At 71.2% G+C, this 13,580-nt stretch carries 16 protein-coding genes; 10 read left to right on the top strand and 6 right to left on the bottom strand.

Features of this window, described 5'->3' with window-relative positions:
* The first annotated feature begins 197 nt into the window (after window positions 1–197).
* The 3 genes from ABZ883_RS03925 (at window position 198) to ABZ883_RS03915 (ending at window position 3,272) form a co-directional block, all read left to right on the top strand.
* A complete protein-coding gene (locus tag ABZ883_RS03925) occupies window positions 198–1,658 on the top strand; it encodes a trehalose-6-phosphate synthase (protein ID WP_360900983.1) in 1,461 nt (486 codons plus the stop codon).
* An 88-nt stretch (window positions 1,659–1,746) separates the two neighbouring features.
* Window positions 1,747–2,355, top strand: a complete 609-nt coding sequence (locus ABZ883_RS03920) for an RNA polymerase sigma factor (RefSeq protein WP_360900980.1) — start codon at window positions 1,747–1,749, stop codon at window positions 2,353–2,355.
* A complete protein-coding gene (locus tag ABZ883_RS03915; RefSeq protein WP_360900977.1) occupies window positions 2,352–3,272 on the top strand; it encodes a CU044_5270 family protein in 921 nt (306 codons plus the stop codon). The genes ABZ883_RS03920 and ABZ883_RS03915 overlap by 4 nt, the downstream gene beginning before the upstream one ends.
* Here the strand turns inward: ABZ883_RS03915 and ABZ883_RS03910 are convergent.
* Together ABZ883_RS03910 and ABZ883_RS03905 are read right to left on the bottom strand one after the other, a co-directional pair.
* Complete coding sequence (locus tag ABZ883_RS03910) at window positions 3,251–3,667, bottom strand: hypothetical protein (RefSeq protein WP_360900974.1); 417 nt, start codon at window positions 3,665–3,667, stop codon at window positions 3,251–3,253. The two genes, ABZ883_RS03915 and ABZ883_RS03910, sit on opposite strands and share 22 nt — an antisense overlap.
* Complete coding sequence (locus tag ABZ883_RS03905; RefSeq protein ID WP_360900971.1) at window positions 3,664–4,056, bottom strand: ATP-binding protein; 393 nt, start codon at window positions 4,054–4,056, stop codon at window positions 3,664–3,666. Before ABZ883_RS03905 ends, ABZ883_RS03910 begins: the two co-directional genes overlap by 4 nt.
* A gap of 115 nt (window positions 4,057–4,171) precedes the next feature.
* Here ABZ883_RS03905 and ABZ883_RS03900 point away from each other — a divergent pair, with 115 nt between their 5' ends.
* Both ABZ883_RS03900 and ABZ883_RS03895 read left to right on the top strand, forming a co-directional pair.
* Window positions 4,172–4,990 carry a helix-turn-helix transcriptional regulator gene (locus ABZ883_RS03900; RefSeq protein ID WP_360900968.1) on the top strand — a complete coding sequence of 273 codons (819 nt, stop codon included), beginning with the start codon at window positions 4,172–4,174 and terminating at the stop codon, window positions 4,988–4,990.
* Window positions 4,987–5,178, top strand: coding sequence for a DUF397 domain-containing protein (locus ABZ883_RS03895; protein ID WP_360900965.1), 192 nt, complete (start codon window positions 4,987–4,989; stop codon window positions 5,176–5,178). Before ABZ883_RS03900 ends, ABZ883_RS03895 begins: the two co-directional genes overlap by 4 nt.
* Window positions 5,179–5,180: 2 nt before the next feature.
* Here the strand turns inward: ABZ883_RS03895 and ABZ883_RS03890 are convergent, their stop codons facing one another.
* Entirely contained in the window at window positions 5,181–5,894 is a 714-nt protein-coding gene (locus tag ABZ883_RS03890; RefSeq protein WP_360900962.1) for a DUF2993 domain-containing protein, read from the bottom strand.
* Between the two features lie 370 nt (window positions 5,895–6,264).
* Between ABZ883_RS03890 and ABZ883_RS03885 the strand changes: the two genes are divergently transcribed.
* The 4 genes from ABZ883_RS03885 (at window position 6,265) to ABZ883_RS03870 (ending at window position 9,881) form a co-directional block, all read left to right on the top strand.
* Complete coding sequence (locus ABZ883_RS03885; RefSeq protein WP_360900959.1) at window positions 6,265–7,146, top strand: hypothetical protein; 882 nt, start codon at window positions 6,265–6,267, stop codon at window positions 7,144–7,146.
* 113 nt (window positions 7,147–7,259) lie between these two features.
* Window positions 7,260–7,547, top strand: a complete 288-nt coding sequence (locus tag ABZ883_RS03880) for a hypothetical protein (protein WP_360900956.1) — start codon at window positions 7,260–7,262, stop codon at window positions 7,545–7,547.
* Window positions 7,547–7,927 carry a hypothetical protein gene (locus ABZ883_RS03875; protein WP_360900953.1) on the top strand — a complete coding sequence of 127 codons (381 nt, stop codon included), beginning with the start codon at window positions 7,547–7,549 and terminating at the stop codon, window positions 7,925–7,927. Before ABZ883_RS03880 ends, ABZ883_RS03875 begins: the two co-directional genes overlap by 1 nt.
* A gap of 1,069 nt (window positions 7,928–8,996) precedes the next feature.
* Window positions 8,997–9,881, top strand: a complete 885-nt coding sequence (locus ABZ883_RS03870; protein ID WP_360900950.1) for a hypothetical protein — start codon at window positions 8,997–8,999, stop codon at window positions 9,879–9,881.
* A 143-nt stretch (window positions 9,882–10,024) separates the two neighbouring features.
* Here ABZ883_RS03870 and ABZ883_RS03865 read toward each other — a convergent pair whose 3' ends face one another.
* A complete protein-coding gene (locus ABZ883_RS03865; protein WP_360900947.1) occupies window positions 10,025–11,998 on the bottom strand; it encodes a LamG-like jellyroll fold domain-containing protein in 1,974 nt (657 codons plus the stop codon).
* A gap of 292 nt (window positions 11,999–12,290) precedes the next feature.
* Here ABZ883_RS03865 and ABZ883_RS03860 point away from each other — a divergent pair, with 292 nt between their 5' ends.
* Window positions 12,291–12,512 carry a type II toxin-antitoxin system VapB family antitoxin gene (locus ABZ883_RS03860; RefSeq protein WP_360900944.1) on the top strand — a complete coding sequence of 74 codons (222 nt, stop codon included), beginning with the start codon at window positions 12,291–12,293 and terminating at the stop codon, window positions 12,510–12,512.
* A gap of 121 nt (window positions 12,513–12,633) precedes the next feature.
* Here ABZ883_RS03860 and ABZ883_RS03855 read toward each other — a convergent pair whose 3' ends face one another.
* The gene (locus ABZ883_RS03855) at window positions 12,634–13,044 is read right to left on the bottom strand and encodes a hypothetical protein (protein WP_360900941.1); all 411 of its coding nucleotides are present in this window, start codon (window positions 13,042–13,044) and stop codon (window positions 12,634–12,636) included.
* Window positions 13,045–13,053: 9 nt separating this feature from the next.
* Complete coding sequence (locus ABZ883_RS03850; protein ID WP_360900938.1) at window positions 13,054–13,569, bottom strand: universal stress protein; 516 nt, start codon at window positions 13,567–13,569, stop codon at window positions 13,054–13,056.
* Window positions 13,570–13,580: the final 11 nt, after the last annotated feature.

Here is a 13,580-nt window from a genome sequence, read left to right as displayed (position 1 = left end):
GCCGGTGGGATGTGGCTGAGCGCGCAGTTCCCCGCGCCCCTGAGGGGTGAGCGTTGTGTGCTTCGTGCCGGTGCGTCGTGGCTGGGCGCGCAGTTCCCCGCGCCCCTGAGGGGGGCGCAGGGCCTTGCGGCCCTGGGGACGCTCGGGTGGCGTAGCGCACACGTTTGCGGGTGGGGATGCGTGGCTAGGCTGGCGGCATGGTCGCATCGCATGGCGCGCGGGTTCTGGTGGCGTCCAATCGCGGGCCCGTCTCGTACAGCCTCCGGGAGGACGGGACGCTGGAGTCGCGGCGCGGAGGCGGCGGTCTCGTGTCGGGACTGAGCGCGATCGGGCCGGACACGGACGCCGTGTGGGTGTGCGCCGCGCTCGGTGACGGCGACCGCGCGGCCGTGCTGCGGACCGCGGACGGGAGCGGGCGGCTGGCCGCGGAGGACACCGGCGACCAGCGGGTGCGCATGCTGGACATCCCGGCGGACACTTTCGCGTCCGCGTACAACGGGATCGCGAACTCCGTGCTGTGGTTCGTCCACCATCTGCTGTTCCAGACGCCGCTGGAGCCCGTCTTCGACGAGGACTTCCGTGAGCAGTGGGCGGCGTACGTGGCGTACAACAGCGCGTTCGCCGACGCGCTGGCGGAGGAGGCCGGGGAGGGCGCGGCCGTCCTGGTGCAGGACTACCACCTGACGCTGGTGCCGCAGATGCTCCGCTCGCGCCGCCCCGACCTGCGGATCGGCCATTTCTCGCACACGCCGTGGGCGCCGCCGGACTACTTCCGGCTGCTGCCGGACGACGTGGCGGCCGAGGTGCTGAGCGGCATCCTGGGCGCGGACCGGGCGGCGTTCCTGACCCGGCGCTGGGCGGAGGCGTTCGCCGCGTGCTGTGCCGATGTGCTGGGCGCGTCCGTGAGCCGGGACGGGGACGCGCTGTCGGTGACCCACCAGGGCCGCACCACCCGGATCGGGGTGCACGGGCTGGGGGCGGACGCGGAGTTCCTGCGGGAGCGGGCGCACCGGCCGGACGTGGAGGAGCGCCTGGCGGTGCTCCGGGAGGCGGTGGGCGGCCCGGACCGGAAGGTCGTCGTGCGGGTGGACCGCACCGAGCTGTCGAAGAACATCGTGCGCGGCCTGCTGGCGTACGCGCAGTTGCTGCGCGACCGTCCCGAGTGGCTGGGCCGCGTGGTGCACATCGCGTTCGCCTATCCGTCGCGGCACGACCTGGCGATCTACCGCGAGTACACCGACGAGGTCTCCGATCTGGCCGAGGAGATCAACGAGGAGTTCGGCACCCCGGGCTGGGAGCCGGTGATCCTGCACGTCAAGGACGACTTCGCGCGCTCGCTGGCGGCGTACCGGCTGGCCGACGTGGCGCTGGTCAACCCGATCCGCGACGGCATGAACCTGGTGGCCAAGGAGATCCCGGTCGTCGCCGACGACGGTGTCGCCCTGGTGCTGTCGCGCGAGGCGGGCGCCTACGAGGAGCTGGGCGACGACGCCTTCGTGGTGAACCCCTACGACATCCTGGCCACCGCCCGTGCGCTGCACCAGGCCCTCTCGCTCTCCCACGGGGAGCGCGCCGAGGCGACCAAGCGCCTGGTGGCGGCGGCCACCGCGCTGCCGCCGCAGCGGTGGTTCCTGGACCAGCTGCACGCTCTTGACTGACCCGCGTTGAGCCACCGGGGCGGGCGGTACGTTCTCCTGGGTGACACACGTCACCGCGACGCGGGGCGGCGGCCGGACAGGAACTGACGTGGAGCTTTCACTGCGAGCCCGGGTGCGGGCCGGGGACCCGGCCGCGTTCGCGCAGCTCTTCGACGACCACGCGGGCGTGGTGCACCGGCACGCCGTGCGGGTGCTGGGCAACTGGGCGACGGCCGAGGACATCGTGTCGCTGACGTTCCTGGAGGCGTGGCGGACGCGCGAGCGGGTGCGCGTGGACGGTGACAGCCTCCAGCCGTGGCTGCTGGGCATCGCGACGAACGTCATGCGCAACACGGCCCGTGCCGCCCGGCGTCATCAGGGCGCGCTGGCGCGGCTGCCGCTGCGCGACGCGGTGCCGGACTTCGCGGACGAGCTCGCGGACCGGCTCGCGGACGCCGAACAGCTCGGTGCCGCCCGCCGGGCGCTGGAGCAGTTGCGGCGGCCGGAACGCGAGGTGTTCGCGCTGTGCGTGTGGGCGGGGCTGGACTCTGTGGCGGCGGCCGAGGCGCTGGGCATCAAGGTCGGCACGGTCCGCTCGCGGCTGTTCCGGGCCCGGGAGCGGCTGCGGAAGCTGACGGAGGACGAGCTGGCGCGGGGCCGGGCCGCCGCGGGGCGGCGTCCGGCGCCGGAGAAGCAGGTCGGGAGGGAGCCCCGGTGAACGAGCACGCCGAACTGGTGGAACTGCTGCCCCCGCCGGGCGACCCGGTCCTCCCGCCGGCCCGCGAGCGGGTGCTCAAGGAGCACCTGCTGCGCGAGATCGCCCGGGACGCGAAGCCGGCTCCGCGGCCGCTGCGCTCCCGGATACGGCACCGGCTGCTCACGACGGGTGTCCCCGCGGCACTGGCGCTCGCCGTCCTGGCCGGCGTCGAGGCCGGCGGGATCCTCGACGACGGCCCCGCCGTCAGCGCGGCCCAGCGGCACCGGGCCGAGGTGCTGCTCGCCCGGATCGCGCTGGCGGCGGACTCGCGCCCGGCCGCCGCGGTCCGCGACGACCAGTACGTCTACACCGAAGTCCGGGGCGCCAAGCGGTACTTCGCCGACTTCCTGCCGGCCGGCGACACCCTCGCCCAACGCGAGGACTGGCACGCCGTGGACGGCCGCCGCAAGGGCCTGGCCCGTATCCGCGCGATCCCCGCGGACGGCGGTGCCACCGGCCACATCGACATGAGCCTGGACGCCGACCCGAACGGCACCACCTACCGCGAGCTCACGGCCCTGCCCACCGATCCGGCCGCGCTGCTGCGCGCGCTGTACGCGCGGACCACGGGCCAGGGGCCGACCCATGAGGAGGCGGTCTTCGAGTCGATCGGCGCGATGCTGCCGGACTCCCTCCTCGTCCCCAGCCTGAACTCCGCGCTGTACCGGGCCGCCTCCCTGCTGCCCGGCATGGTGGTCGTGAACCACACGGCGGACGGCGCGGGCCGCCGCGGGGTGGGCCTGACGTTCTTCGGGTCGCGGCGCGACACGACGTGGGTCTTCGACCCGTCCTCGCTGGCGTTCCTGGGGACGACGCGGACCGCGGTGATCGAGGTGGGGATCGCCGACCGGGCCGGTCAGCCCCCTGTGCACGGCTGAGCGGCCGCCCGCCGCCGGCTGATGCCCAGCCGGATGCGGGCGGTCAGCGCTCCGGTGGCGAGGTAGTGCTCCACCTCCGCGAGCGGGGCGCGGCGGGCAAGCGGTTCGAGGCCGACGACGAGGGCGACCGGGCCGCCGTCCGCCACGAACGCGGACCACCGCTCCCCGACGGCGGCTTCGAGCAGGCAGCCGCCCGCTTCGCCGTGCACGACCGCCCGGCCGGGGCCGGGCACGGTGACGCGTTCGCCCAGGTCGGGCAGGCGCCGCCCCGGTTCGGTCAGGCCGAGCAGCGCGGCGAGCCCGGCCGCGCCGTGCCCGCGCGGGTGGGCCAGCAGCAGGAAGGCCACCGGCCCGAAGGCGGTGTCGTCGAGCCAGGCCCAGGTGGCGGGCCTCACCGCAGCACCACCCAGACCTGCTTGCCGGTGGGGGTCGGGCGGGCGCCCCAGCGGTGGGCGGCCGTCGCGATCAGGTGCATGCCGCGCCCGCGTTCGGCCGACCAGTCGAGCGGCAGCGGGGCGGGGACGGGCAGCCGGTGCGAGCGGTCGCTGACCGTGGCCCGCACTCCCTCGTCGGCGAGGTCGTGCAGGGTCAGTTCGCATTCGGGGGAGCCCGCGTGGCGGTGGACGTTGGCGAGTATCTCGGTGACGCACAGCGCGGCGGCGTTCGCGAGGTCCTCGCGGCCCCAGGCGCGGAGCTGTTCGCGCACGGCGGTGCGCACGGCGGCGATGCGGGCGGGCTCGGCGACGACGCGCATCGCCGTTCCGGGTGGGGATTCCTGCGTCATGGGGTCAACGGTTCCGTGCCGTGGCTAGCCTGACCAGGGACGACCTGACCCCGGGTCAGCTGTGTCGGGGCGGCCGGGCCGGTGTGTACGCGCTGTGTATCGGGGAGGTGGTGCCGTGTCCGCGACGAAGGGCGAGGGCTCGGCCAGCATGCGGATGTTCGGCTCGGTCGCGCGGTCGCTGCGGGAGGCGCGGGGGCTGTCGACCGAGGAACTGGCCGCGCACGTCGGCTACTCGAAGTCGCTGGTGATCAAGGTGGAGCGGGGGGAGCGGATGCCGCCGCCGGCGTTCGTGGAGGGCGCCGAGGCGCTGCTCGGCGACGCGGGCGGGGTGCTGCGGGCGGCGGCGCGGCATCTGGAGCGCGGTGAGTTCCCCTCGTGGTTCGAGGAGTACGCGGAGCTGGAGCGCACCGCGGTCTGCCTGTACAAATACGACGCGCACGTGGTCAACGGCCTGCTCCAGACCGAGGACTACGCCCGGGTGGTGCTCGGCGCCTACTGCCCCACCCTCGAAGGGGACGAGGTGGAACGGCGGGTGCAGGCCCGGCTGGCCCGGCAGTCGCTGCTGACCCGGGCCCCGGCGCCGCAGCTCGCCTTTGTCATCGAGGAGTGGGTGCTGCGCCGCCCGGTGGGCGGCCGGAAGGTCAACCGGCGGCAGCTGGAACGGCTGCTGGAGGTGGCCTCGCTGCGGAACGTCACCGTCCAGGTGATGCCGCTCGCGCACGAGGCGCACGCCGGTTTCGACGGGCCCATGACCCTGCTGGAGACCACCGATCTGCGGCTGCTCGCCTATCTCGAAGTCCAGGGCCGCGGCGTTCTGATGAGCGAGCGGAATGAGGTCAGCAAGCTCAACCAGCGCTATGCGATGATCCGGTCGCAGGCCCTCAGCGTCGGGGAATCCGCGAAGGTGATCGAGCAGATTGCAGGGGAGCTATGACCTCCGAACTCGCATGGTTCAAGAGCAGCTACAGCGGCAGTGAGGGCGGCGACTGCGTCGAGGTCGCCACCGGTCCGGCCGCCGTCCACGTCCGGGACTCCAAGGACCCCGCGGGGCCCGTGCTGGTGTTCCCGGCCGAGCAGTGGTCGGCGTTCGTCGCGTTCGCCGCCGCCGTACCGGTGGAGTGACGTCACCCGTCGAAACGCGAGGAACCGAGCGTCACTTGGTGCCCGACCAGGCTGATCTCGATGCCGTCGGCGGTGGCACGCGCCGCGCTGAAGCCGATGCCCTCCGGGAGGGCGACCCTCCACTCGCAACCGGCGCGTTCGGCACCGGGAACGGAGAGGGTGAGCTCCGAGCCCTGCGCCAGGAGCGTTCCCGTGCTGCTCAGCGGTGCTCCGCCGACCGTTCCCGAGACCTGGACGCGTGCCGCCTGGCCGTCCGATCCCGGGGCCTGCGAGATCTTGATCGTGCCACCGGCCCTCGCCAGCCGTGACACCACACCGGACAGGTCCTTGTACGAGAGGGTCAGGGTGCCGGTGGCGAGATTGGCCTGGGCGCTGCGCGCCGTCACCGAGGTCACGCTCACGTCGCGCAGATCGATGCGCAGCCGGGCGACGTACAGATAGCCGCCCTGCCGGTTGTCGACGGTGTCGACGTAGAAGTGGTCGGCGTCCAGCGTGACATGGCGGAAGTCGCCGTCGAGCGCCTGCGTCACGAACGGGAAGCCCTGGATCGCCACGCTCATGTGGCCGTCCGTGGTGTTCGCGTAGCCGTACTTCTCCTTCGCGAGCTGGAGCGCCTCCTTGTCCGCGTAGTGCACGGCCACCCGGTCGGCGGTCACGAACAGTGCGGCCAGCACCACCACCGTGACGGCCAGCACCTTCACCCAACGACGTCCCACGCCGATCCCCCCATGCGTTGCGTTGTCGCCGACGACGAGGTGCGTGCGAGGCGATCACGCACTGCCGCGGACCTCGGCGACAGCCTAGATGTAGGGACCACGAGCATTGTCGGCGCGGTCCCCTCCAGCCGTCGTGCTCCGCGTCCGGGGCTGCGCTTGCGTGCGGCGTCGGGCGATCGAGGCAGATGCGAAGAACACGCCGGGGCCCGTGTCCGGGTGGACGGCCGGGCGGTCGTCGCGCACACCGCCGCCGTGCGGGTAGAGTAACCGCCCGATCACGCTTCGTGCTTGCGCACGGAGCGGCCCCCAGCGGTGCGCCAACACCGGCCGGGGGCCTACATCCCCGAGGCTTGTCAAAGGAGCCCCGTAAATGATGCTTCATGCTATCCCGCCGACCCGTTTCTTCTCCCAGACGCCGAACGACCTCATCCGCCATCCGCGGCTGAACGGAACGGCCGTACGACTGCTCCAGTGGGCGCTCTCGCTGCCCGACGGATCGCGCGAGACCCTCCAGACCATCGGCGAGAAGATGCCCGAAGGACGCATCGCGCTGCGCCGGGCCCGGCAGCAACTCGAAGCCGAGGGCTACGTCCACACCCGGCGCAACCAGTGTCCGCACACGGGCCGATGGACGACCCGAGTGCTGGTGTCCAATGTCGCGTTGCTGGCCCCGGAGGAGATCGAGGCCGCCTTCGCCCCACCGGGTGACCGGATGCCGACCGTCGGCGCACCGGCCGAACGGGCCGTCGGCGCATCACCCAGGGAAAAGAACACCGAAGAGGTGAACACCCCCCACCCCGACGCGCCGCTGGTCGCCCGCGCGGCGGCCGTGCTGCACCGGGTCGGGCGGACGGAGGCCCGGCTCGCCCTCGGCATCGCCGAAGCCGCCAGGCTGGCGCCGCTGGCCGCGCGCTGGCTGGCCAACGGCGCGAGCGAACTCGAACTGCGCACGGCCGTCAGCGCCGGACTGCCGTCCGCCGTGCACTCCCCCGCCGGCTTCATCGCCCGCCGCCTGCGCGACAAGCTCCCCGCCCCGCGCACCCGCCTCGATCCGGCGGCCCCGGCCGAGCCGCTGCCCGAATGCGCGGGCTGCGGCGACCCGTTGCCGCGAGGGCAAGCCACCGGGGTGTGCGCGCCCTGCACCGGCGCCGTCCCCGCGCCCGGCCCCTTCGGGCCGTCCGGCGCGAACCGGGTGCGCGCCGCACTGGCGCTCGCCGTTCCGGCTCCAGTGGCCCGAACGGCCTCGCCATGAGGCGCGTGAGGTCGATGATGCCTGCCCCGCCCGCAGCCGGCTGTGGGGACGCGGCCGGAGCCGGGCCCGAGAAACGGTGGGAAGGCATTCCTACCGCGCGCTATGGTGTAACCATGACGGCACGGAAACTGTCGATCTCGGTACCGCCGGAGGTCGAGGAGACGATCAAGGCGGCGGCCGCGGAAGAGGGCAAGCCGGTCTCCACTTGGCTGGCCGAGGCCGCTGTGGAAAAGGCACACGTCGCGGCGCTCCACGCGGCGGGCCGTGCCGCCGCCCTGGAACTGGTCGCGGAGTACGAGCGCGATCACGGCACACTCCCCGAGGAGTCCCGGCAGCGCGCCCGCGAATTCCTGCTGGAAACTGGACTGCTCGACGACGAACCGTGGCGGGCGGCCGGGTAGTGCGCACGATCGTCTACGACACCGGCGCCCTGCTGGCGGCCGAGCGGCACAGTGCCGACTTCCTGGCGCTGCACGACGAGCTCACCGCAGCGCGCATCCGACCGATCGTGCCGGTAGTGGTCCTCGCTCAAGCATGGCGTGGCGGTCCCCAGCACCAGATCTCGCGCGTGCTCAAGGGGTGCGACATCCGCCCTGACGACGAGCGCACCGGCCGCGCCGCCGGCATCGCCTGCGCGGCCTCCGGGACCGCCGACGTCGTGGACGCGATCGTCGTCGCCACGGCGGTCCAGTACCAGGCGGCAGTGGTCACCAGCGATCCCGGGGATCTCAGCCACCTGGCCGACTCCATCGGGGTCAAACTGCGGCTCTTCGCCCTGTGACGTCCTCCCCGCCCTGAAGCTGAAGGGCGGGGGATTTCTGGCTTCACGTGGGCTGGGGACCGGCAGTCGCCGGCGCTTGCACGATAGGCACCATCTGGGGGTGCTCGCTCCGCACGACGCCCAGTAAGTCGCACAAGAGCCAACGAGCCAAGACGCGATATTCGTACGGTCAGCACCTGCGATGCCACCACGCCAACTCCGGGTCCCCTGTCGGCTCGTGGTGCGTTCGCCCGAGGAGCACCGCGTCCAGGCGCTCGACCTGAACCCGAAGTTCGCCGGCAGCCCTTGACGGAAGCATGAACAGGGCATCTTGCAACTTGTCCCGCGCCCAACCCTCACCGCAGCAGAGGCAGGTGAACTCCGCCTCCCATGGTCTCCACCGGCGCCTCGTGCCGTGGACTCTCACCGACCACACGCTCAGCGCCACCGTCACGATGCCCGGAGACAATCGCTCCCGTTCGAGCACGCGGACAGCCGCATTCGCCGCTCCCGACAGACCTGGGACATCGCGGTACCGCACCCAGGGCCTACTCCAGCCGCGTTCCCGCGGCCGAAGTGAAGCCGGTGTGTTACGAGGCACGGCCCCTTCGGATGTACGTCATGGGCGGCATCCTCCCACGACCCAAGATCGGCCGGACAGAACCTGGTCGATCAACTGCCCGACCAGCAGCTCGTCCAGCGCGTCCGCTGCCGGCTTCGCCGGAGGGACCTGTTCAACCGCCTCAAGCGCTCCTTCCACGATCGGGAATGGCACCGAAAACCGTGCAGACTTCGGAGTGGCCGTCGATACAACGCCCCTGCGGACGCGATCCTTTCATTTAGTGAAAACTTTTGGGCTCCCGGTGATTCCGGACCAGCATGCGGAACGCACGATTCTGGTTGCAAAATGGGGTGAGGCAACAGAGTTTTGTCGTTGGTTTTTTGCGCCGGAATCGGTCTCGCACTCAGAGATGTGCGCGCACATCCAACACCTGGAGAACCATGTCTGGCATTGATTGGCGACGTACTCGCCCATGGCGAGGTGCCGTCGTTGTCCTGGGGATCGCGTTGTCGAGTTCTGATGGTGAACGTGGCAGTTGCTTCCGCCGCGGGAGGTACTTACCCGGGGGAAACCAATTGGGGCGCTTTCGATCAGAACTACGCGGTCACGGACGACACACCCGCCGCGGCAAACAATGGGGCCGCCCAGACCACCATCGTGGCCTGGGAGCAGAACAGCGATCTGTGGATCGAAGGCCGAAACGCAGACAATAGTCGCACAACGCTCGTGCAGCGTTTCCCGGGCGGGATGGCAGCTACTACCCAGGCGCCTTCGGCGACATTCCTGAGGTACGACTTCGCCGTCGTCTGGCGAGGCATGGACAACCGCATTTGGTACAGCGTCAATCCCGACGGAGCGATTGCCACTCTCGCCACCAACTGGACGCAGCCGCGTGCGATCACGAACCCGAACGGTGGTTTCGTCACGACGTCTGCCACTCCGACGATCACCGAGACCGGTGGCAGGGTCACCGTTGCCTACCGCGGCGCGAGCAACAGCAACAGCAACATTTGGACGATCGACGGTACGCTTGGCAGCAGCAATCTTGTGCTGAACTGGTCGAACAACGCACAGACCGGGTTCAGTTCGCCCAGCTCGCCCAGCATCACCAACTTCGCCGGAACCCAGGTCCCAACTCCCCTTCGCTCGCGGAGCAGGCCGGTCCTCACGGCGGCCGGAAATCAAATGATGATTACCTCGCTGACGCACGGAAGTGCCTACACGGACGGTAGCATCATGACTCGCGCACGATACAGCGGCGATGTGGGGGCATGGGGCAACTGGAACAACGACCCGCAACAATGGCATTCCTTCTCGGCGCCAGTGCTCTACGCCATATCGACCGCGATCTACATACTGATCCGCGGCGGAACGAACGGCGTCATCTACGGCAAGGAAGTCTCGCGAAACTGATCGCCGAAAAACGTTCAGCAGTCCATCGTGAAGGGTGGTCCGCCGGTTGACCGGCGGACCACCCTCACTGACGGTGAACCGACCCCGTCTCCTGCCTCCGGCGGACGGGCCGAAGGCGGGAGACGGTGACCGGCCCGGCCGGACTACTCGGCGGTCAGGAACTCGTCGTGCGACAGCGGACGGTTCACTATGCGGATGTCACCGACGTTGCCGTGGAAGACGACGTCGACCGCGCCCGCGTACTCGTGGCCGCCCACCAGCCAGGGCAGGCCGAGCGAGGTGATGCCCTGCGAGACCCGGTTCGGGTTGTCGACGACGGGGGCGCCGTCGACGTACAGGCGGGTGTAGCGGCCGTCGTTGACGACCGCCAGGTGCCACCACTTGAGCTCCACCAGGCCGTGACCCCAGTTGGTCGTCGGGTAGGTGGTGTTCAGCGGGTAGTGGTTGAACTGCGGCTCACGGCCGTTGTTCGTGATGTTGAACTGGGCCAGCGGCTCGTTCGGGTCGGTGTTCTTGCCGTGCTTGCCCGCCGCGCCGGACGCACCCCGGCGGCTGAGGAACGACGCGTTGCCGTTCCGGCCGGAGTCCCAGTCCAGCGGCATCATCACGAACGACTCGATCGTGTAACCGCTCCTGAACGTCTCGGTGTTCAGCGGCGCCTTCGGACCCGTGGTCAGGTACGAGCCGTTGACCGGGTTGCGGCCGCCGGTGAACTTCAGGCTGGCGTGCGCGGGCTGGTCGGGGTGGTGGTCGGCGGACCAGGTCAGCGCGTCGGCGGCGGCACCCGGCAGGGACACCACCGTCAGGTCGTTGCCCTTGCCGGACAGGTCGCGGATCGTCTGGCCCGCGGTGAGCGCGGTGCCGGGCGCGCCCTGCCCGTCGAAGCGCCAGTACGCCAGCGTGCCCTTCACCAGCTCCTTGCTCGCCGGGCGGGCGGGCCGGACCGGGACCGGGTTGAAGCTCGCGAAGCGCTCGTCGAAGTCGATCGGCATGGAGAAGTTGTCGACCGGGCCGGTGACCTGGGCGATCTCGGCGGCCAGCTGGGTGCGGGTCTCCGGCTCCTGGGCCATGATCCACGGGTTGATCGTCTCGACGTCGATCGTGTTGCGGACCAGGTCGAAGTGGTACAGGCGGATCATGCCGCCGCCGCCGAAGTACCGGTTCTGGTAGTTCGTGATGTGCATGTGCACGTCGTTGCCGGCGGCGTTCTTCTGGGTCATGCGCCCGGGCGGCCAGTAGTGGCCGTTCAGGGTCAGGAAGACCTGGTCGTTCTCCTTGATCAGCTTGTCCCACATCACCTGACCGTTGCCCACGATCACGGCGTTGTTCTCGGGGTCGCCGGACTCGTACGGGAAAACGTTGTCATCGTACGGAGAGGCGACGATGTCGTGCGACGTGACGATCACCGGCATCTTCGGGTGCGCCTTGATGACCTTGTTGGCCCACGCGTAACCCTGGTCGGTGGTCCGCCAGTCCAGCGCCAGCAGCAGCCACGAGCGGCCGGCGGCCTGGAAGATGTGCGCGGTGTTGTAGCCGGTCTCGTCCGCCGAGGCGAAGGTCTTGGAGTGCCGGAACCGCTGCGGGCCCATGGTCTGCAGGTACGGCGTGTCACCGCGGCTGTCGTCGCCCGACACGTCGTGGTTGCCGGCGAGCACGCTGTACGCGGCGCCGTGCTGGTCCAGCACCGCGAACGCCTTGTCGACCTGCTCGAAGGACGACGGGTCCGCGTCCTGCGTCATGTCGCCGAGGTGCGCCATGAACACGATGTTGTTGTCGGGGTTGCCGCTGTTGTTGATGATGTAGCGGAACGACTCCTCCTGCGGAGTCCGGTTCACGCTGTCCTGGCTGCCCCAGTACAGGAACTGGGTGTCCGGCATGACCGCGAGGGTGAACTGGAGCGACGTCGGGTCCGGGTTCCACTTGCCGCTCTTGCCACCGTGCCGGGCGGCGTCCTCGGCGTTCCCGGCCTCCGCGGCGGACGCGGGCGTCACGCCGAACGCGGCCCCGCCGACGCCGACGGCCGCGGCGCCCGCGCCGGCCAGCGCCGCGTTGCGCAGAAAACCGCGCCGGCTGTTGCCGGCCGGCTCCTGGGTCGAATGGTCACCATGAGTGCACATGAGGGGGGCCTTCCCGATTGGATGGTTTCAAGCCCCATCGACGCTACTCAGCAGGTCCCCTAGCTGGGCAGACGTCAGATGACGAACGCCGATCGAGACTTCTCCCAAGGTTTCCGGCACTCGTCAGATAGCGGCCGGCAGCCGAGCGCTCGATGAGCGCGGAGTGACGAGGAGACGTCGATGTCGTCAGGCTGCCGCAACCCGGGAATATCCGCGCGGGGCGCGGACGCGGGCGCGTGCCCGGGAGGCCCGGTACCGTCGGCAACGCCCGACCGCTGCAGCGGAAGTGGACATGGTCAGGCCCGTTGTCGACGTCGACGTCGACGATCGGATGCTCGCCGAGGCGGCCGAGATCTTCGGCACGACGACGAAGGCCGCCACGGGGCGAGCGGCCCTGGAGGACGCGGTCAAGCACCACAGGCGCACGTCGTTCCTGGAGTGGCTGGCCGAAGGCGGGCTGCCCGACCTGACCGGCGCCGACGACGCCCGGGCCGCATCACCGGGCGCTCCCTGATCGACGTCTCCGCTCGGGCCCGGCCCGCCGGCCAGGGCTGGTCGTCACCTTGGCACCGGGCGCCCGAGGGCGGGACCCGCCGTTCCCCCAGTTCGTCCCCGCGGTGGACGCGGTCGGGCCGCTAGGACAATGCGGCAGACGGCTGGTCCTCACGGCCGCCCGGCAGAACGTGCGGCATCACGGCGTCGAAGAGGGGCCAGCCGTCCGCTTCCACCATTCCCGCGGCGGGGAACAGCCCGCGGGCCAGGGCCTCGTCCAGCAGCGCCCTGACACGGCCGGGCTCGTGGAGGTTGAGATGCGCCCGGTCCGGCAGCCGAACCGCCGCGCCCTGGTCGAAGTAGCCCTCGGCGACCACCCGGCCGGGCCCCGGCCGGAACACCAGACGCAGACGGGCCCTGCTCCCGGCGCGCCACAGCGTCACCGTGCTGCGGCACCCGGGGTACCCCCGCACCTGGTCGTGCCGGTGCCCGAAGCACCAGCCGTACACCGTTCCGCCCGCCACCATGCGGCGGACCCTGCGCCTGCTTCCCACAGCAGCACCTTAGGCGTGCGGAGGCGGGGGCGGGATCGTGCCGAGGTCGGGGGCGGGTTCGGGCCAGACCAGGAGGACCGGGCAGGGCGCGTGGTCCACGACGAAGCGCGCGGCGGGGCCCAGGCTGTGCGGGCCTAGATGGCTGCGGTCTCCGTCGCGGGCGAGGACCAGGAGGTCGGCGCCCTCCGCCGCCGCCACCACCTCCCGTTCGACCCGGCCGGTCAGCTCGCGCCGGACGCACGGCCGGCCCAGCCGGTCGGCCGCCGCCGCGAGCAACTCCCGTCCCGAGACGGTCGCCTGCTCCTCCATGCGGGTCCCCGGATCGCGACCCCAGCCGTGCGCCGGGCCGTGCGGGCGCGGGTGCCCGCGGCCCAGCAGGCCCGCGAACGCGCCGTGGGCCGCGTCCGGCACGTCCTGCCCGCTGACGTGGAGCAGCACGATGTCGGCGCCCTCCGGCGCGTGGGCGCGCGCGGCGTCCACACACGCGGGCCAGGTCCCCTCGACGGTCCAGACGACGACGGTCACCGCAGTCCCCT

The sequence above is a fragment of the Streptomyces sp. NPDC046977 genome, from assembly GCF_040644455.1.
In the GTDB taxonomy this organism is placed as follows: domain Bacteria; phylum Actinomycetota; class Actinomycetes; order Streptomycetales; family Streptomycetaceae; genus Actinacidiphila.
Note: the sequence above shows the minus strand (reverse complement) of the source record. Positions and strands in the feature narration are given on the sequence as shown.

What these genes read in the sequence shown, in the direction of transcription:
- ABZ883_RS03925 (WP_360900983.1), top strand. Translation starts at nt 198, where the DNA reads ATGGTCGCATCGCATGGCGCGCGGGTTCTGGTGGCGTCCAATCGCGGG.
- ABZ883_RS03905 (WP_360900971.1), bottom strand. Translation starts at nt 4,056, where the DNA reads ATGACGCAGGAATCCCCACCCGGAACGGCGATGCGCGTCGTCGCCGAG.
- ABZ883_RS03895 (WP_360900965.1), top strand. Translation starts at nt 4,987, where the DNA reads ATGACCTCCGAACTCGCATGGTTCAAGAGCAGCTACAGCGGCAGTGAG.
- ABZ883_RS03885 (WP_360900959.1), top strand. Translation starts at nt 6,265, where the DNA reads ATGATGCTTCATGCTATCCCGCCGACCCGTTTCTTCTCCCAGACGCCG.
- ABZ883_RS03880 (WP_360900956.1), top strand. Translation starts at nt 7,260, where the DNA reads ATGACGGCACGGAAACTGTCGATCTCGGTACCGCCGGAGGTCGAGGAG.
- ABZ883_RS03865 (WP_360900947.1), bottom strand. Translation starts at nt 11,998, where the DNA reads ATGTGCACTCATGGTGACCATTCGACCCAGGAGCCGGCCGGCAACAGC.
- ABZ883_RS03860 (WP_360900944.1), top strand. Translation starts at nt 12,291, where the DNA reads ATGGTCAGGCCCGTTGTCGACGTCGACGTCGACGATCGGATGCTCGCC.